The organism is Pseudoruegeria sp. SHC-113 (genome assembly GCF_025376885.1).
GTDB lineage: Bacteria > Pseudomonadota > Alphaproteobacteria > Rhodobacterales > Rhodobacteraceae > Pseudoruegeria.
Genome location: NZ_JAHUBR010000001.1, coordinates 1,232,933 through 1,250,651, shown reverse-complemented (window position 1 = coordinate 1,250,651; position 17,719 = coordinate 1,232,933). Strand labels below are relative to the sequence as shown.

19 protein-coding genes are annotated in these 17,719 nt (G+C 66.4%); 10 read left to right on the top strand and 9 right to left on the bottom strand.

Annotated elements, in window-relative coordinates:
- Positions 1-3: 3 nt before the first annotated feature.
- Positions 4-1,512 carry a choline-sulfatase gene (gene betC, locus KVX96_RS06205; RefSeq protein ID WP_261193455.1) on the bottom strand — a complete coding sequence of 503 codons (1,509 nt, stop codon included), beginning with the start codon at positions 1,510-1,512 and terminating at the stop codon, positions 4-6.
- A complete protein-coding gene (gene betI, locus KVX96_RS06200) occupies positions 1,509-2,096 on the bottom strand; it encodes a transcriptional regulator BetI (RefSeq protein WP_261193454.1) in 588 nt (195 codons plus the stop codon). The genes betC and betI overlap by 4 nt, the downstream gene beginning before the upstream one ends.
- 85 nt (positions 2,097-2,181) lie before the next feature.
- On the opposite strand from betI, the gene KVX96_RS06195 reads away from it, so the two are divergent.
- From KVX96_RS06195 to choV, 3 genes are all read left to right on the top strand, one after another.
- The gene (locus KVX96_RS06195; RefSeq protein WP_261193453.1) at positions 2,182-3,108 is read left to right on the top strand and encodes a choline ABC transporter substrate-binding protein; all 927 of its coding nucleotides are present in this window, start codon (positions 2,182-2,184) and stop codon (positions 3,106-3,108) included.
- A 161-nt stretch (positions 3,109-3,269) separates the two neighbouring features.
- Entirely contained in the window at positions 3,270-4,103 is an 834-nt protein-coding gene (choW, locus tag KVX96_RS06190; protein WP_261193452.1) for a choline ABC transporter permease subunit, read from the top strand.
- Complete coding sequence (choV, locus tag KVX96_RS06185) at positions 4,100-5,122, top strand: choline ABC transporter ATP-binding protein (RefSeq protein WP_261193451.1); 1,023 nt, start codon at positions 4,100-4,102, stop codon at positions 5,120-5,122. Before choW ends, choV begins: the two co-directional genes overlap by 4 nt.
- A 155-nt stretch (positions 5,123-5,277) precedes the next feature.
- Here choV and KVX96_RS06180 read toward each other — a convergent pair whose 3' ends face one another.
- Together KVX96_RS06180 and KVX96_RS06175 are read right to left on the bottom strand one after the other, a co-directional pair.
- On the bottom strand, positions 5,278-6,180 hold the full coding sequence (locus KVX96_RS06180; RefSeq protein WP_261193449.1) for a DMT family transporter: 903 nt from the start codon (positions 6,178-6,180) through the stop codon (positions 5,278-5,280).
- Positions 6,181-6,217: 37 nt separating this feature from the next.
- Complete coding sequence (locus KVX96_RS06175) at positions 6,218-6,817, bottom strand: LysE/ArgO family amino acid transporter (RefSeq protein WP_261193448.1); 600 nt, start codon at positions 6,815-6,817, stop codon at positions 6,218-6,220.
- A 90-nt stretch (positions 6,818-6,907) separates the two neighbouring features.
- Between KVX96_RS06175 and KVX96_RS06170 the strand changes: the two genes are divergently transcribed.
- From KVX96_RS06170 to KVX96_RS06160, 3 genes are all read left to right on the top strand, one after another.
- Positions 6,908-7,798 carry a LysR family transcriptional regulator ArgP gene (locus KVX96_RS06170; protein ID WP_261193446.1) on the top strand — a complete coding sequence of 297 codons (891 nt, stop codon included), beginning with the start codon at positions 6,908-6,910 and terminating at the stop codon, positions 7,796-7,798.
- Between the two features lie 66 nt (positions 7,799-7,864).
- Positions 7,865-8,512: a hypothetical protein gene (locus KVX96_RS06165; protein ID WP_261193445.1), complete on the top strand. Its 648-nt coding sequence runs from the start codon at positions 7,865-7,867 to the stop codon at positions 8,510-8,512.
- 79 nt (positions 8,513-8,591) lie between these two features.
- On the top strand, positions 8,592-8,999 hold the full coding sequence (locus KVX96_RS06160; protein ID WP_261193444.1) for a group III truncated hemoglobin: 408 nt from the start codon (positions 8,592-8,594) through the stop codon (positions 8,997-8,999).
- A gap of 7 nt (positions 9,000-9,006) precedes the next feature.
- Here the strand turns inward: KVX96_RS06160 and KVX96_RS06155 are convergent, their stop codons facing one another.
- Entirely contained in the window at positions 9,007-10,017 is a 1,011-nt protein-coding gene (locus tag KVX96_RS06155) for a YcjF family protein (RefSeq protein ID WP_261193443.1), read from the bottom strand.
- Positions 10,014-11,432 (bottom strand): YcjX family protein, encoded by a 1,419-nt coding sequence (locus tag KVX96_RS06150; protein ID WP_261195391.1) that lies wholly within the window; start codon positions 11,430-11,432, stop codon positions 10,014-10,016. The genes KVX96_RS06155 and KVX96_RS06150 overlap by 4 nt, the downstream gene beginning before the upstream one ends.
- 126 nt (positions 11,433-11,558) lie before the next feature.
- Between KVX96_RS06150 and truA the strand changes: the two genes are divergently transcribed.
- A complete protein-coding gene (gene truA / locus KVX96_RS06145) occupies positions 11,559-12,329 on the top strand; it encodes a tRNA pseudouridine(38-40) synthase TruA (RefSeq protein WP_261195390.1) in 771 nt (256 codons plus the stop codon).
- 104 nt (positions 12,330-12,433) lie between these two features.
- On the opposite strand, the gene KVX96_RS06140 is transcribed toward truA, so the two are convergent.
- Positions 12,434-12,739: an AzlD family protein gene (locus KVX96_RS06140; RefSeq protein ID WP_261193442.1), complete on the bottom strand. Its 306-nt coding sequence runs from the start codon at positions 12,737-12,739 to the stop codon at positions 12,434-12,436.
- Positions 12,732-13,448: an AzlC family ABC transporter permease gene (locus tag KVX96_RS06135; RefSeq protein ID WP_261193441.1), complete on the bottom strand. Its 717-nt coding sequence runs from the start codon at positions 13,446-13,448 to the stop codon at positions 12,732-12,734. Before KVX96_RS06135 ends, KVX96_RS06140 begins: the two co-directional genes overlap by 8 nt.
- 92 nt (positions 13,449-13,540) lie before the next feature.
- Here KVX96_RS06135 and KVX96_RS06130 point away from each other — a divergent pair, with 92 nt between their 5' ends.
- Positions 13,541-14,098, top strand: a complete 558-nt coding sequence (locus tag KVX96_RS06130) for a helix-turn-helix domain-containing protein (RefSeq protein ID WP_261193440.1) — start codon at positions 13,541-13,543, stop codon at positions 14,096-14,098.
- Between the two features lie 154 nt (positions 14,099-14,252).
- Here the strand turns inward: KVX96_RS06130 and KVX96_RS06125 are convergent, their stop codons facing one another.
- Positions 14,253-14,753 carry an Lrp/AsnC family transcriptional regulator gene (locus tag KVX96_RS06125; RefSeq protein WP_261193439.1) on the bottom strand — a complete coding sequence of 167 codons (501 nt, stop codon included), beginning with the start codon at positions 14,751-14,753 and terminating at the stop codon, positions 14,253-14,255.
- A gap of 248 nt (positions 14,754-15,001) precedes the next feature.
- Here KVX96_RS06125 and trxB point away from each other — a divergent pair, with 248 nt between their 5' ends.
- Positions 15,002-15,943, top strand: a complete 942-nt coding sequence (trxB, locus tag KVX96_RS06120) for a thioredoxin-disulfide reductase (protein WP_261193438.1) — start codon at positions 15,002-15,004, stop codon at positions 15,941-15,943.
- A gap of 145 nt (positions 15,944-16,088) precedes the next feature.
- Positions 16,089-17,627, top strand: a complete 1,539-nt coding sequence (locus tag KVX96_RS06115) for an AMP-binding protein (protein WP_261193437.1) — start codon at positions 16,089-16,091, stop codon at positions 17,625-17,627.
- Positions 17,628-17,719: the final 92 nt, after the last annotated feature.

Here is a 17,719-nt window from a genome sequence, read left to right as displayed (position 1 = left end):
CAGCTATTCGCCGCGCGGGAACCGCGCCTCTTCTTCGAGGGTATTGAGATTCATGTGGTTGCGCATGAAGCGGTAGGCGTCTTCGCGCGGCGGGCTGTATTCCCACGGGGTGTAGTGCCCCTGTCGCAGGGCGTCATAGACGACCCAGCGGCGGGCCTGACTGGCGCGCACATCGGCGTCAAACGCCTGCAGATCCCAGCGCGCCTCCGATTTTACCCGCAGCGCGTTGCGCGTGCCCTGATGGGCCGGGTGTTCGGCGAGGTTTTCTAGCTCCTGCGGATCGGCCTCCAGATCGAACAGCAGATCGGGATCGAGCGCACAGCGGATGTATTTCCACTTGCCATAGCGCAGGCAGACAAGCGGGGCCTGGCTGCTTTCGGCGGCATATTCCATCCGCACCGGTGCCGTGCGCTCCGCCCCGCGCGTGAGCGGCAAGAGGCTTTCGCCCTCGCACCATGGCGTGACGGCCTCAGACGGCATCCCCGCGATTTCGCAAAGCGTCGGCGTCACATCCAGCAGCGAAACGGGCGCCTCATGCCGCCCCGGCGCGATGCCCGGCCCGGCAATCATCAGCGGCACACGGGCGGAGCCCTCAAGGAAGCTCATCTTGAACCAGAGCCCGCGCTCGCCCAGCATGTCGCCGTGATCAGAAGTGAAGAGGATCACCGCCTCCTGCCGCGTGGCCTCCAAGGCTTCCATCACCTCACCGATTTTCTCGTCGATGTAAGAAATATTGGCGAAATAGGCCCGACGGGAGCGCTGAACCTCGCGCGCCGTGATGGAGTAGTTCTCGAAATCATTGGCCTCGAAAATCCGGCGGCTCTGGGCGTCCTGTTCGGCGAAGGGAATGGGCGGCACCTCGGGCAAGAGGTGCGCGCAGTCCTCATAGAGATCCCAATACTTGCGCCGCGCCACATAAGGATCATGCGGATGGGTGAAGCTCACCGTCAGACACCACGGGCGCGCATCCTTGCCGCGCGCCAGATCATAGACCTTCGCCGTGGCCTTCGCGGCGACCTCATCGTCATATTCCAGCTGGTTGGTGATCTCAGCCACGCCCGCGCCGGTGACGGAGCCCATGTTGTGATACCACCAGTCGATCCGCTCGCCGGGCTTTCGGTAATCCGGCGTCCAGCCGTAGTCGGCTGGGTAGATGTCGCTTGTCAGCCGTTCCTCGAAGCCGTGCAGCTGGTCGGGGCCGACGAAATGCATCTTGCCCGCAAGGCAGCTCTGGTAGCCGCTAGACCGTAGATGATGGGCGAAGGTGGGCTTATCGGGGGCGAATTCGGCGGCGTTGTCATAGACGCCGGTACGGCTGGGCAGGCAGCCCGTCATGAAGCTCGCCCGCGCCGGGCCACAGAGGGGCGAAGCCGTGTAGGCATTGGCAAACCGCGCCGAGCGCGCCGCGAGCCGCTTGAGGTTGGGCGCATGGAGCCAATCTGCAGGGCCGTCCGGGAAGAAGGTGCCTGCCAGCTGATCCACCATGAAAATCAGGATGTTGGGGCTGCTCATTGCCGTGCCTCCTGTGCCAGAGCCATATGCAGCACGCTTGAGACCAGCGCGGCGGCGGCCTCAGGCGTCACCGGCGCGCCCGAGAGCGCCTGACGGATATAGACACCGTCGATCATTGCGGCGATGCTGCGCGCGACCTCGTCGGCGCGTGCGCCCACGAGGGGCCGCAGATCATGGAGCAGGTTGGAATGCAGCCGCCGGTGATACAGCCGCAGCAGCCGCGCCGCATCGGGCGATTGCTGGGCCTTCACGTAGAAGTTCAGCCAGGCCGAGATCACCTCGGCCCCGAACTGGCTGTCGGAAAAGCTTGCCCGGATGATGGCTTCGAGCCGCGCGGTATGGTCGGCCTTACCCGCCAGCGCCGCGCGCACCTCGCGGCCGTAGCCGGTGAGGATATGGCGCATCGCGGCGAGGAAAATCTGATCCTTGCCGCCGAAGTAATGATGCGCCAGCGCGCTGGACATTCCCGCGCGTTTGGCGATCTGGCTCACGGTCACATCCAGCGAGCCCGCCTCGCCCACTTCGGCGATCGTCGCCAAGACCAGCGCCTCGCGCCGGATCGGCTCCATTCCGACCTTCGGCATGCTAAACTCCGTAAACCACTTGCCAGAATGAGTCTGGTGGTTTTTAATTGACTCGTCAATCAAGAAAAAACAGGGAGACCCCCACATGACCCTTCGCACCACCCTTTCGGCGCTTGCGCTGACCGCCATCGCCGGACAGGCCGCCGCCGATTGCGGCTCCGTCTCCTTCTCCGACGTGGGCTGGACGGACATCACCGCCACCACCGCCGCCACCACCTTCGTGCTGGACGCGCTCGGCTACGAGACCGACATCAAGGTGCTCTCCGTGCCGGTGACCTACACCTCGCTCGCCAACGGTGACATCGACATCTTCCTCGGCAACTGGATGCCCACGATGGAAGCCGACATCGCCCCCTACCGCGAGGCCGGCACCGTGGACACCGTGCGCGAAAACCTCGCCGGCGCGAAATACACGCTGGCCGTGAATAAGGCCGGCACCGATCTGGGCATCAAGGATTTCGCCGACATCGCGAAATTCGCAGATGAGCTGGACGGCGAGATCTACGGCATCGAGCCCGGCAACGACGGCAACCGCCTGATCCAGTCGATGATCGACGGCAACGCCTTTGGCCTTGAAGGCTTCTCGGTCAAGGAAAGCTCCGAGCAGGGCATGCTGGCGCAGGTCGCCCGCGCCACGAAAAAAGGCGATCCGATCGTCTTCCTCGGCTGGGAACCGCACCCGATGAACGCCAACTTCGAGATGGGCTACCTGACCGGCGGCGATGAGTTCTTCGGCCCCAACCTCGGCGGCGCAAGCGTGTTCACCAACACCCGCGCAGGCTACGTGGCGGAATGCGAGAATGTCGGCAAACTGCTGACGAACCTCGAGTTCACGCTGGCCATGGAGAACGAGATCATGGGCGCGATCCTGAACGATGGTGCCGATCCGCGGGATGCGGCCTCCGCCTGGCTGGCCGCCAACCCGGACGCCTTCATGGCCTGGCTCGACGGCGTGACCACCGCCGATGGCGGCGACGCCGTGGCCGCTGTGAAAGCCGCCCTGGGCATGTAAGCCTCCCAAACCCTGACCGCCTTGGGCGGGTGCGGCCTTTGACATGAGAGCCGCGCCCGTCCGCGGGTGGGCGCATCGCGCCCGCCCGGGGGGGCGGACGGGCGCGGCCCGGCGGTGCCGGGCACTAAAGATCTCAGAAACCCCCACAACAAGGCGAACGGATGGACTGGCTCACAGAGTACAAGATCCCGGTCGGCAAGGCCGCTGCGGCGGTGTTCGACTGGCTGCAGGAATACGGCGAATGGTTCTTCGACGGGCTGGCCACGGTGATGGAAGCGCTGATCGACGGCATTCTCTGGGTGCTGCAGACCCCGCCGCCACTGCTGATGGTCCTTGTCATCGTCGGCATCACGTGGCTGCTGCAGAAAAGCTGGAAGACCTGCCTCTTCGTGGCGCTCGGAATGCTCTTCATCCTCAACCAGGGCTACTGGGAGGAGACGACCGAAAGCCTGACGCTGGTGCTCTCGGCCTGTGTCGTCTGCATGGGGATCGGCGTGCCCATCGGCATCGCCACGGCGCACCGGCCCAAGCTCTACAGCTTCCTGCGCCCGATCCTCGATCTGATGCAGACGCTGCCGACGTTTGTTTACTTGATCCCGGCCATCGTCTTCTTCGGCATCGGCATGGTGCCCGGTCTGATCGCCACGGTGATTTTCGTGCTCCCCGCGCCGATCCGGCTCACCCACCTGGGCGTGTCTTCCACCCCCACACCGCTGCTGGAAGCTGCCGAGGCCTTCGGGGCGACCCCGAGGCAGCGGCTCTGGAAGGTGGAGCTGCCTTACGCCCTGCCCCAGATCATGACGGGGCTGAACCAGACGATCATGCTGTCGCTATCGATGGTGGTGATCGCCGCACTGGTGGGCGCAGACGGGCTCGGCGTGCCGGTGGTGCGCGCGCTGAACCAGGTCAACACCGCGCTGGGGTTTGAAAGCGGCTTCGTCATCGTCGTCGTCGCCATCATGCTGGACCGTATCCTGAGGGTGGAACGCAAATGAGTGCCGTGGAATTTGATAATGTGTCCATCGTCTTCGGCGAGGACCCTGAAGCCGCGCTGCCGCTGATGGACGCGGGCCAGAGCCGCGCCGAAGTGCAGACAGCCACGCGGCAAGTGCTGGGCGTGCATGATTGCGCGCTCTCCGTGGAAGAGGGCGAGATCCTCGTGCTGATGGGGCTGTCTGGCTCCGGCAAATCCACCCTGCTGCGGGCGGTGAACGGGCTGAACCCGGTGGTGCGCGGCTGCGTGCGGGTGCATGACGGCCAGGAGATGGTGGATGTCACCAACGCCGACAGCGCCAAGCTGCGCCATATGCGCCAGACGCGCATCGCCATGGTGTTCCAGCAATTCGGCCTGCTGCCCTGGCGCAGCGTGCGCGAAAACGCTGGATTGGGGCTGGAACTGGCCGGGCTTTCCAAGGCCGAGCGCGACGCGAAAGTGGACGAACAGCTTGCCCTCGTGGGGCTGTCGGACTGGGCCGAGCGCAAGGTCGGGGAACTTTCCGGCGGCATGCAGCAGCGCGTTGGCCTTGCGCGCGCCTTCGCCACCGAAGCGCCGATCCTCTTGATGGACGAACCCTTCAGCGCGCTCGACCCGCTGATCCGCGCCAAGCTTCAGGACGAGCTTCTTGAACTGCAAGCCAAACTCAAGCGCACGATCATCTTCGTCTCCCACGATCTGGACGAAGCCTTCAAGATCGGCAACCGCATCGCCATCATGGAAGGCGGGCGCATCGTGCAATGCGGCACCCCGCAGCAGATCTTCTCGGCCCCCGCGAATGAATACGTGGCCGACTTCGTCGCCCATATGAACCCGCTCGGCGTGCTCTGTGCGCGCGACGTGATGGAACCCGCCACCGGCAGCCCGGCCGAAACCGTGCCACCCGGTGAAAAGATCCAATCCGTCATGGACCGCATCACCCACACCGGCGCGCCCGTCGGCGTGGTCGAGGATGGCCGCCTGCTCGGCCAGATCACCAAGGACACGGTGCTGAGCAAACTGCTGGATCCGCGCGGCTGACGCCGCCACGGATCAAGAGGGGGCTCTGCCCCCCGTCCTTCGGACTCCCCCCGAGATATTTACAGAACAAAGTGGGGCCCCTTTCCTCTTGCCAAAAATACCTCGGGGGAGGCGCCCACAGGGCGGCGGGGGCAGAGCCCCCTCTTTTTTCGCCGTCAGACCTTGGTCGCATTGGCTGGAGGGGTGCGTGTCCGGCGTTTCAGAACGGCCTCACGCCAGGTGATGAAGCTGACCGCGCCAAGGATGATGGAGCCGCCCAACACCACCCAGCCATCTACGGGCTCGCCAAAGACAAAGGCGCCAAGCGAAGTGGCCCAGATCAGCTGCAGGAAGGTAACAGGCTGCGTCACCGTGAGCGGCGCGGCCTGGAAAGCCAGCGTCATCGTGTAGTGGCCGGCCGTGGCGAAACAGGCGACGAGGAAGAGCCAGCCCAGCTCCGCCGGGCTCGGTGTCACCCAGACGGCGACGGCGAAGGGGGCGAGGCCGAGTGTCACCGTGATCGAGAGCATCCCCACCACCACCGCCGGGCTGACCTGTCCGGACACCCGTTTGGCGATCAGGTAGCTGCCCGCGAAGGCCAGCGCGGTGCCGATCATCGCAAGGTGGCCCGCGTTCACCTCGCGCAGGCCCGGGCGCAGGATGATCAGCGCACCGAGCAGGGCGGCGAGCACTGCGAGGATGCGCCGGAAGGCCAGGGTTTCGCCGAGGAAGAGCGCGGCACCGAGCGTCACGTAGACGGGCGAGAGGTAGTTCATCGCCGTCACTTCCGCGATGGGAATGCGGGTCATCGCGTAGAACCAAAGGATCACCCCCACGGTATGCACCGCGCCGCGCGCCGTGAAGAGAAGGAGCAGCGGGCGGTCCATAGGGGTGCGCAGCATGGGCCGGATCATCGGCAGAAGAAACACAAGCCCCAGCAGGTAGCGCAGGAAGGCCGATTGCGCGGCCGGGAGCCCTGCGCCCACGTGTTTCACGATCGCCGTCACGGCGACGAAATTCAGGCCGGTCACGATCATCCAGAAGATGCCGGCGGCGGGGCGGTCCTGTGCTTGGGGCATGGCGCGAGCTAAGCGCAAAGCGCGCGGGCATGCAAGCTCAGTTGACAATCAGCGAGGCGGCGATGGCCCACATCGTTGCGCCCACCACCAGATCCAGCGCGCGCCAGGCGGCGGGCTGGGCGAAGAAGCCGCGCAGCAACCGGGCTCCGAAGCCGAGGCAGACGAAGAAGGTGAAAGAGGCGGTGATTGCGCCAAGGCCAAACGCAAGCCGAGCGCCCTCGTATTGGGTGCTGATCGAGCCCAGCAGCACCACCGTATCGAGGTAGACATGGGGGTTGAACCATGTCAGCGCGAGGCAGGTGGTGAGCGCGGCCGTGAGGCTCTGGCGCGGCTGATCGCCCGCGGTGAGCGCCGCACCTCCACGAATGGCAGACCGGAACGCCAGCGCGCCGTAGCCGAGCAGGAAGGCCGCGCCGCCGTATTTGAAGGCCGGGATCAGCCAAGGCGCGGCCCCTGCGATGGCGCCGAAGCCGCTCACACCGATGGCGATCAGCACCGCGTCCGAAAGCGCGCAGGCCAGCACCACGGCGAGCACATGTTCGTTGCGCAACCCCTGCCGCAGCACAAAGGCGTTTTGCGCCCCGATGGCGAGGATCAGGCTGAAGCCGAGGGCAAAACCGGCGAAATAGGCGCTCATGGCGGGTGTCCTTCTGTGCGTTTTCGGTTGACTACGCTGTGCGGACAAGCAAGACCAGTTAATGTTACTTGTCTAGATTAAGCAGAACTAATGTTTACCGATCCCGCCCTCACCGCCCTTCTGGCCGTTGTACGCAGCGGCAGTTTCGAGGCCGCCGCCGCCGCGCTTGGGGTGACGCCTTCCGCCATCTCCCAGCGCATCAAGGCGCTGGAAGAGCGCGTGGGCGTTGTGCTCGTGCGCCGGGGCCAGCCCTGCGAGGCCACCGAGGCCGGTCAGCGCCTATGCCGCCACGGCGAGGCGGTGGCGCTCTTGGAACAGACCCTCGCGGCGGATCTGGGTCAGAGCACCCGGCCCGAGCCCCTGCGCATCGCCGTCAATGCCGACAGCCTTGCCACCTGGTTCCTGCCGGCCATGGCCGCGCAGGAGGGCTTGCTGTTTGACGTGGTGGTGGACGATCAGGATCACTCTGCCGGATGGCTGCGGCGGGGCGAGGTGATGGCCGCCGTCAGCAGCCACGGCGCGCCTGTGCAGGGCTGCGACAGCCACCCGCTGGGTGCGCTGCGCTACGTGGCCACCGCCAGCCCCGCCTTCGCCGCGCGTCACTTCCCTAAAGGGGTCACCGCCGAGACCGCGGCCCTTGCGCCCGGGATGACGTTCAACATGCGCGACGGGCTGCAGAAGCGCTGGCTCAAACGCGAATTGGGGCGGGAGCAGCCCTTCCCCAGCCATTTTCTGCCCTCCACGCAGGCTTTCGTGGAGGGCGCGCTGCGGGGCATGGGCTGGGGTATGAACCCGGAGGCGCTGGTGGCGGACCACCTGCGCGCGGGCACGCTCGTGGCGCTGGGGCGGGAGCCCGTTCTGGAAGTGCCGCTGCATTGGCAATTCAACCGGCTGGTGCGCGCGCCTCTGGCATCGCTGACGCGCGCCGTGAAGGCCGCCGCTGGATCGCTTCAAGCACCGCCGCCGAAGGAACACACTTGACCCAGACGCTCCGGCCCGCCCTAGTGGCCGCCAAACGAGCACAGACAGCAACACAAGAGGCCACACATGGCGCGGCGCAACCGTATCCCGAGACTGATCAAGAACCTGCTGCTGGCCCTGCTCAATGCCACGCTGATGCTGGCGCTCCTGTGCCTCATCTTCGCCTATCTGACCATGCGCAAGGTCGATGGGGTGGTGGCCACGTTCGCGGAAAACCTGATCGAGGTGCAGCCGTTGCGCGATGAGCTCTCAGCGATGAACGAGAACCTTTCGGGCCTGCGCAGCGATCTGGCCACGATGCGGGACGCCTCGGGCGAGGCCTCGGACGCGGCGATGCTGGCAGTTCAGGCACGGGTTGGCAGGATCGAGGCCGAGGTGGCCGCCACCACGGCGCAGATCCACGCCATTCTGGATGCGCCGGAGGTGCTGATCGATCAGGCCATCATTTCCTCGGGCGAGGTGCTGAAGGACATCGTGCTGAGCGCCGTGAACTGCCAGCGCCCGCCCGAGCCCCCTGCCCTCACACCTGTGCCCGCCCCTCAGGCAGCCTCTGCGCCTGCGACACCCCCTGCGGCGACGCCTGCGCCCGCCGCTGAGTCTGCCCCGACCTCTACGACAGCGCCGGAGCTAGAACCGGCCCCCGCACCGCAGGCAGATGCGGCTCCTGAACCGGTCACAGACCCTGAACCGGCCCAAGCGCCCGACAGCGACTAGCGGATGCGGCAACGCGGCCCGTCGCTCCTTTGCGCGAGCGGGGCTAGACAGGGGCAGCAGCAGCCCAAGGAGCCCGCCGATGCTGGCCCGTTTTCCGATCACCGCAGAACAGATCGACACCGTCGTGGCACGCTTTTACGCGCGGGTGCGGGTGCATCCCGTGCTGGGGCCCGTTTTCCTGCGCCATGTCGGCACGAGCCACGCCAGCTGGCAGGCCCATGAGGCCAACATCGCCGCCTTCTGGCGCAACGCGATCCTGATAGAACGCAGCTATGCGGGCAATCCGATGCAGAAGCACCTCGCGGCGGGCGATGTGAAGGCGGCGCATTTCACCGATTGGCTCGCTCTGTTTGACAGCACGTTGGCCGAGACCCTGCCGCCGGAAACGGCTCAGAGCTTCTCGGCGCTGGCGCATCGGATCGGGCGTGGCCTGCGCATGGGTGTGGAGGATCGGGACACGCCCATAGGCGCTGTCCCGCGCTTCTAGGCCGCGCTTAGCCCTGCCCAAACAGCCCGCGCAACGCGCGCTGCACGATGCCCGTCACCGAGGGGCGCTTGCGCGCGGAGAAGGCCAGCGGGCGGCAAACCTCCAGCGCGGCAACGCCCACTCGCGCGGTGAGCGCGCCGTTGACGATGCCTTCGCCGAACCGGCGCGAGATCTTGCTGACCATGCCGCCCCCGGCCACGGAGCCGATCAGATCGTCGCCCACGGCCACAGCCCCGGTGGCCACGAGATGAGTGATCACGGTGCGCATCAGCCGCCAGCTGCCCAGCGTGCCGGCCCGCCCGCCATAAAGCTCGGCAATGCGGCGCACCATGCGCACATTGGCGGTGAGCGCGGCCACCACGTCGGCCAGCGCGATCGGCACGATGGCCGTCACGGTGGCGACCTGCCGTGCGGCGGCCTCCACTTCGCGGGTTGCGGCGGCGTCGATGGGGGCAAGCAGTTCGGTTTCCACAAGGCCCAGCAGCGCCTCGGCATCAAGCTGGTCGGCCTCGCGGTCGTTGAAACGCGCCATGGCCCAGTCCAGATCCTTGCGGCCTGCATAGAGCGCCTTGACCTCCGCACTGACTTTGCGCGCCGCGCCCAGATTGCCATGCAGCAGGGCGTCGGCACTTGCGTGCTGCAGGTGGTCGATCCGGCGCAGGCGGGCAAAGGCCAGCCATTCGCGCCCGGCAATGGCCAGCAGCACCATGATGAAGAGCGCCACCAGCGCCAGCGCGGCGTTGCCCAGCAGCGCGTTGCGCGCCAGAAGCCCGGCGACGAAATCCCAGGCCGCCACCGACAGCACGAAGGTGAAGAGCGCGCCCAGCAGGCCCCAGAACCAGCGGCTCAGGCGCGAGCGTGGGCGGGCGGCGATCTGGGCTATCTGCTGCATGGCCGCGCCCGTCACCGGCATCGCGTCCGGAACCGGCGGCGCTTCGGCGGGGCTGTGGGCCTCGGCGCCCTCTTCGATGTCGATCAGCACGGGGCCGGGGCGGGCAGGCTGGCGGGGCTCGCTCATGTCAGCATGTCTCCGATCAGAAAGTCGGCGGCGCGGTCGAGCCGGATGTGGGGCAGGCCTTCGCCCGGCTTCAGGCGCAGCTCGGCCGGGGCAAAGCGCATGGCGGCGAAATCGCCGTCGAGCCAGCCCTCCGCCCCCTGCCGCGCCGGGGTGAGCAGGCGCGCGGGATCATCGGGCAGCGTGCCGGGGTGGAAGGCGGCGGGCTTGCCGGTGTCCAGAAGCGTGCCGCGCACGAGGTTGAGCGTTTCGCCCTGATGCTGGCGCGTCTCCTCCACCGTGGCGCGCAGGGCGGCGATGGCGAGCGCACCCGTTTTGGCCCCGGCGAAATCGGCCTGGTCGCGCGCATCGCGCACCAGTGCTTCGATGATCGCGGTCAGCTGGGGGTGCTGGCTGTGGTGCAGGTGATCGGCCTTGGTGGCGGCAAAGAGGATGCGCTCCACCCGCTTGCCCAGCAGCAGCCGCTGCAGGAAGCCGTTGCGGCCCGGGCGGAAGGCGGCGAGGATTTCCGCCATCGACTGGCGCAGGTTCTCCACGGCGGCGGGGCCGTTGTGGATCGCGCCCAGCGCGTCCACCAGCACGACCTGGCGGTCGATCCGGGCGAAATGGTTGCGGAAGAAGGGCTTTACGACCTGCGCTTTATAGGCTTCAAACCGCCGCTCCATCTCGCGCCAGAGGCCGCCGCGCTTGTTTCGTTCGGGCCGTGGCAAGGGCGCGAAGGTCAGGACCGGTGAGCCCTCCATTTCGCCGGGCAGCAGGAAGCGCCCCGGCGTGCAATCGGAAAACCCCGCCGCCTGCGCGCCCCGCAGATAGGCGGTGAAGGCCTCGGCCAGCGCCTTGGCTTGCGTCTCTTCGAACTTCGCCGCCGGATCGGTGGCCTCGGCGAGCGCGGCAAAGGCAGCGCCTGCCTCCCGCGCGCGCACCTTGACGAGCGCCTGTTCGGCCCAGCCGGCATAATCCTGATCCAGCAGCGCCAGATCGAGCAGCCATTCGCCCGGATAATCCACGATGTCCACATGGACGGTGCGCGGGCCGGAAAGCCCGCCCAGAAGGCCCGTGGGCTGCACGCGGAAGCTCAGGCGCAGCTCGGAAACCGAGCGCGTGCTTTCCGGCCAATGCGGCGCGGGGCCGGTAAGCGCGGCCAGATGGCTTTCGTAGTCAAAACGCGGGATGGTATCGTCGGGCTGGGGCTGCAGGTAGGCAGCACGAATGGTGCCGTTCACCTCGGGCGTGAACTGCGCCATGCGGCCCCGGTTCAAGAGGTTCGCCACCAGCGAGGTGATGAACACCGTCTTGCCCGAGCGCGCAAGCCCCGTCACCCCGAGCCGCACGGTGGGCTCCAGAAAGGTTTCCGAAACGCTCGCCCCCAGGTTTTCCACCTGCCGGGTCACCCCATCTGCCAGATCGCTCAGCCTCAAGCGGGTATCCTTTTTCTCATGCACGCGCCAAAGCGCAGTTTCGTGAAGATAGGCATGCTGGGCGGCCCTGCCTAGGGCGGGCAGCGCATGATGGACATTGCGCCCGCCTGCCGCTATCTGGCGCATATGCCCAGATTTGCGTTGAAAATCGAATATGACGGTGCGCCTTTCGCTGGCTGGCAGCGGCAGAAGGAGCATCCGTCCGTGCAGCAGGCCATCGAGGAGGCGTTGCGGAAACTGCAGCCCGATGCGCCGGGGATCGCCGCCGCCGGGCGCACCGATGCGGGCGTGCATGCGCTTGGGCAGGTGGCCCATTGCGATCTGGTGAAAGACTGGGATCCCTTCCGGCTGGGCGAGGCGCTGAACCATCACCTCAAGCCCCTGCCGGTGTCGATCCTGCAGGTCGCGCCTGTGGAGGAGGATTTCCACGCGCGGTTTTCAGCCACGGAGCGGCAGTATCTCTTCCGCCTGCTGTGCCGCCGCGCGCCGGCAACCCATGAGCGGGGCAACGTGTGGCAGGTGGCCTATCCGCTCATGCTTGCGCCGATGCAGGAGGCCGCGCAGCGCCTTGTGGGCTTGCATGATTTCACCACCTTCCGCTCCACGATGTGTCAGGCAGAAAGCCCGGTGAAGACGCTGGATTCGCTGGAAATCGAGGAATTTGCCGTGCCGCACGGGCAGGAGTTCCGCTTCCACGTGCGCGCGCGCAGCTTCCTGCACAATCAGGTACGCAGCTTCGTGGGCACGCTGGAGCGGGTGGGCGCAGGCGCATGGAGCCCGGATGACGTTCAGGCCGCGCTGGAGGCCAAGGATCGCGCCGCCTGCGGGCCCGTCTGCCCGCCGCAGGGGCTCTGTCTGGCCCATGTAACCTATCCGCAGGATCCGTTTCAAACCTAGGGGATCCCCCGGCCGCCGGGTGGGCGGCGAAGCCCCCGCCCGAGGGGGTGGTCGGGGGCTGCCCGTCGTACCGACGGGCGGGATTATTCTTTTCTAGCAGCCACCTACCCAAGCGCCCGCAAAATCGCCACGGCGGCCATGCCCGCGATCATAGAAAGCGGCACGTTGCGGAAGGCGAAGGCAACCCCCAGCGCCACCGCGCCGCCGGCCCATTCCACCGGCCCGCCCTGCACCATCAGGAGCGCCACGAGCGCGATGATCAGGCAGCCCGGCAGCGCCTCAAGCCCCCGCGCCCAGGGCCCCGTGCGCGGCAGGCGTTGCGCCAGCAGGAAACCCGAAAGCCGGATCGCGAAGCTTCCCGCCGCCAGCCCGAAGATGATCAACCAGATCACAGCGTCCTGCTCACTCATCGCCCTGCACCCCCGCGATGAATGCCCCGGCGAGCGCGCCGAGGATCAGCGCCCAGCTTGCCGCAAGGGGCGTGAGCAGCATCAACGCGCAGACCGTCGCCGCCGACCCGGCCCAAGGCCGCAGATCGCGCGATCCGCGCCAGAGGCCCGGCAGCATCGCCACGAAGCCCGCCGCGAGGGCGAAATCCACCGCCAGCCGCTCCGGCGAGGCGATGAAGCCCGAAAGCCCGTAGCCCGCGAGTGTCACGGCGACCCAAGTCACATAGAGCAGCAGCCCCCCGCCCGTCAGATACCAGTAGCTCGCGCGCAACCCCTTGGCGCGCGACATCTGCAGGAGCGCGGCGGAAGCGTCGGTCGTCAGATGTGCGCCAAGCGCGATCTTCCACGCCGCCTGACCGGAAAGCGCCTCGCGCATGGCCGCCGTTGTCAGCAGCATCCGCAGGTTCAGCGCCACGCCCGCCATGACAGCCGCGAGCGCGCCCGCCCCGGCCCCCAGCCGCTCCAGCGCGATCATCTGGGCGGAGCCGCCGAACACCAGCGCGCTGAACACGCCGGACTGGCCAAGCGACAGCCCGCCCTGCGCCGAAAGCACGCCAAAGGCCGCGCCATAGGTGGCCACGGCGAAAGCCAGCGGCAGCATGTCCCGCACGCCCAGCAGGGCCTCCTGCAGCGGTGAGGGCGGGGTGGAAGTGGCAGTGACGGCAGACATGGCTTGACCCGATGAAACGAACATTGTTCACTCAGACGAACATACGCCGTTCGGCAAACCCGTCAACCGTTCACTTCAGAAAACGATCTCCGATGCCCCAGCCCGCACCGAACGAGATGATCGCCGCCGCCATCCGCCGCGAACGCGCCAAGGCTTCGTTGAGCCTTTCGGCGCTCGCCGAGGCCGCCGGGCTGGCGAAATCCACGCTCTCGCAGCTGGAATCAGGCAAGGGCAACCCCTCGATCGAAACGCTCTGGGCCATCGCCACGGCCCTTGGCGTGCCGTTTTCCTTCCTGTTTGAAACCCCGACGCCCGAGTTGACGCTGGTGCGCGCGGGCGAAGGGCACGGTGTGGGCTCCGAACACGCCGCCTACCGCGCCACGCTTCTGGCCCCCTGCCCGCCCGGCCTGCGACGCGACATCTACCGTGTGGAGCTGGCCCCCGGCGAGCCCCGCCGGTCTGATCCGCACCCACCGGGCACGGTGGAGCATTGCCTGCTCATGGCCGGGGAAGCGCGCATCGGCCCTGTGGGCGCGGAGGAGATCCTGCGACCGGGTGATTACTACCGCTACCCGGCGGATGTGAGCCACGTCTACGAGGCGCTTCAGCCGGGCACGCAGCTTGTCATGGTCATGGAATCAAGAGGTTAGGCAGCGCGCCCTATAGGCTTTCTTGCCCGGCGGCACGCCGGGCAGCCCCCAACCGCCCCCGTCACGCCGGAGGCGTGCCTTTGCTACTGCGCGGGGGCTTTCAGCCCCGCCCGCGGTCTGGGGCTGCCCTCACCAAGCTGAACAGTCTACCCACCTACGGCTCCTGGCTGAGCCGGGCCTCCAGCACCTCGAATGGCACGCCGGGCTCATCCTTGGCGCAGCGGATCACGAGCGAGGTTTTCACGCTGGCCACGTTGTCGGCGGCTGTGAGTTGCTCGGTCAGGAACGTCTGGAAGGTGGAAAGATCCGGCGCGGCACATTTCAGGATGAAATCCACCTCGCCGTTGAGCATGTGGCACTCGCGAACCAGCGGCCAGCTGCGGCAGCGGTCCTCAAAAGCGCTCAGATCGGCCTCGGCCTGTTTGGCCAGCCCGACCATGGCGAAGACCTGTACCTCGAAGCCAAGCTCGCGCGCGTCCACCTCGGCGTGGTAGCCCTTGATGTAGCCGTTTTCCTCCAACGTGCGCACCCGGCGTAGGCAGGGCGGCGCGGAGATGCCCACGCGTTTGGCCAGCTCGACGTTGGTCATCCGACCGTCGGCCTGAAGCTCGGCGAGTATCTTGCGGTCGATCGGATCGAGTTTGGCGCCGGGCATGGGCCCCCCTTGCGTGTTCTTCTGGTGACGATTTTTGCGAACTCTATCCATCGCGCCCCTTTGGCGCAATAATATTTCACAGATGCGCAATTAAGTTAATCTAAGCACCAAGTTCAAGCCCGAAATGACCTGCACGCATGGCCGCCCCCACAGAGGCGCCTTAAGGGGTAGCCGAAGCGGGCAGGCATCATTATATCGCTTGCGCAACGCGCCTGATGCGCCCACCGCAACACTCCCGGAGATGCCCCATGGCCGACACCCGTCACACCAAAGTCCTGATCATCGGCTCCGGCCCCGCCGGCTACACCGCCGGCGTCTATGCCTCGCGCGCGATGCTGTCGCCGATCCTCGTGCAGGGCATCGAGCCGGGCGGCCAGCTGACGACGACCACCGAAGTGGAAAACTGGCCCGGCAACACCGAAATTCAGGGCCCGGACCTGATGGTAAACATGGAAGCCCACGCCAAGGCGATGGGCACCGAGATCATCTCCGACATCATCACCGAACTGGACGTGGAAAGCCGCCCCTTCACCGCCAAGGGCGACAGCGGCACCACCTACACCGCCGATGCGGTGATCCTCGCCACGGGCGCGCGCGCCAAATGGCTGGGGCTTGAGACGGAAGAGAAGTTCAAGGGCTTCGGCGTCTCGGCTTGCGCCACCTGTGACGGCTTCTTCTACCGCGGGCAGGAGATCGTGGTTGTGGGCGGCGGCAACACCGCCGTGGAAGAGGCGCTGTTCCTGACGAATTTCGCGTCCAAGGTCACGCTCATCCACCGCCGCGACGAGCTGCGCGCCGAGAAGATCCTGCAGGACCGCCTGTTCAAGAACGAGAAGATCGAAACCCTCTGGTTCCACGAGCTGGCCGAAGTCACCGGCACCGACATGCCGCTGGGCGTGGAAGGCGTGAAGGTGAAACACGTGGAAACCGGCGAAATCACCGAGATCCCGGCCAAGGGCGTGTTCATCGCCATCGGCCACGCGCCCGCCAACGAGCTGGTTAAAGACAAGCTCGAAACCCACATGGGCGGCTACGTGAAAGTCACCCCCGGCACTTCGCAGACCTCGGTGCCCGGCATCTTCGCCGCCGGTGACATCACCGATCCGGTCTACCGTCAGGCCGTGACCTCGGCCGGCATGGGCTGCATGGCCGCGCTCGATGCCGAGCGTTTCCTCGCCGAGCAGGAGTAAGCCAGCAGGCATTAGCCATTTCAGCGCCCGGCTCTTAGAGCCGGGCGTTTTTCATTTCGGCGGCACGCTGGCGGAAAGCCCGCCTGTTCATTTTCCTTGGGCCGTGCACCGCGCCTGTGCCAAGCTGGCGGCAGCGGAGGACCCAATGACCCAGATCACCAGCCCCTTTCCCGATGTCGCCCTGACAGAGCAAACGATCACCGAACGCGTGTTCGCCGATCTTGTGACCCGCCCCGATGACGTGGTGCTGATCGACGGCCCCACGGGGCGCGAAGTGACGGCGGCGGCCTTCATGGATCAAGTCAAGCGCTTCGCGGGCGGGCTAAGTGCTGCGGGGTTTGGGGCCGGGAAGACGGTGGCGCTGATGGCGCCGAACCTGCCGGAATACTGCGTGATCTTCCACGGCGCTGCCTGGGCGGGGGGCACGGTTACCACGCTGAACCCCACATACACTGGCCCGGAAGTTGCCCACCAGATGGCGGATTCCGGGGCCGATATTCTTTTCACCATCCCAGCCTTCCTTGAAACGGCGCAGGCCGGGGCAAACGGAAAGCCGGTGATCGCCATCGGCACGCCGGAGTTTACTGCCCTCTTCGGCGCACCGCAGGACGCGCAACACCCGGTGGATCTGGACAGCCACATCGTCGCCCTGCCCTATTCCTCCGGCACGACGGGGCTGCCCAAGGGCGTGATGCTGTCGCATCGCAACATGGTGGTGAATGTGGATCAGACGATCGAGGCCGCAGGCTTTGAGCGCGGCGAGACAACGGCGGGCTTCCTGCCGCTTTTCCACATCTACGGCATGACCGTGCTGATGAACGTCCATCTGGGGGCCGGCGGCGTGCTGGTGACGATGCCGCGTTTTGACCTCGCGCTGTTCTTGCAGATCACGCAGGATTTCCACTGCAAACGCTGCTGGGTCGTGCCGCCTGTCGCTCTGGCGCTGGCGAAACATCCGCTGGTGGAGGACTACAACCTGAGCCATGTGAAAGAGGTGTTCATCGCGGCCGCCCCTTCGGGCAAGGAGCTTTCAGACGCGCTTTCCGCACGGCTCGGCTGCACGGTGGTGCAGGGCTATGGCATGACGGAACTGAGCCCCGTCTCCCACGTGGTGCCCGCCAGCCGCCCGCGCTCTGGCGCGGCCGGGCTCACCGTCTCCAACACCACCTGCCAGATCGTGGATCCAGAAACGCTGGCCCCGCTGCCCGTGGGCGAAGAGGGCGAGCTGTGGATCAAGGGGCCGCAGGTGATGCAGGGCTACCTGAACAACCCCACGGCCACCGCAGACACCATCACGCCTGAAGGCTGGCTGCGCACCGGCGACATCGCACGCTTTGATGCCGAAGGCTACATGTACATCGTCGACCGCCTGAAAGAGCTGATCAAATTCAAGGGCTTCCAGATCGCCCCTGCCGAGCTTGAGGCCACGCTTATCGCGCTTGAGGGTGTCAATGATGCCGCCGTGATCGGCCTGCCGGATGACGAGGCCGGGGAAGTGCCCATCGCCTTCGTGCTCTGCGCCGAAGGGGGGCCGAATGCGGAGGCGATCCACGCCCATATGGAGGCCAACCTCGCCCATTACAAACAGCTGCATCAAATCCGTTTCGTGGCTGAAATCCCCAAATCCGCCTCCGGCAAGATCCTGCGCCGGCTGCTGCGCGATCAGGTGGCGCAAGAGGCATAACCCCAGCGCATAGGCGCTATTCCGCTCTTGTTACAAAGATTTTTCTTTGCTGCAGCTGCAAACTGTGCAATGTGTTCACTCGTGAACGCATT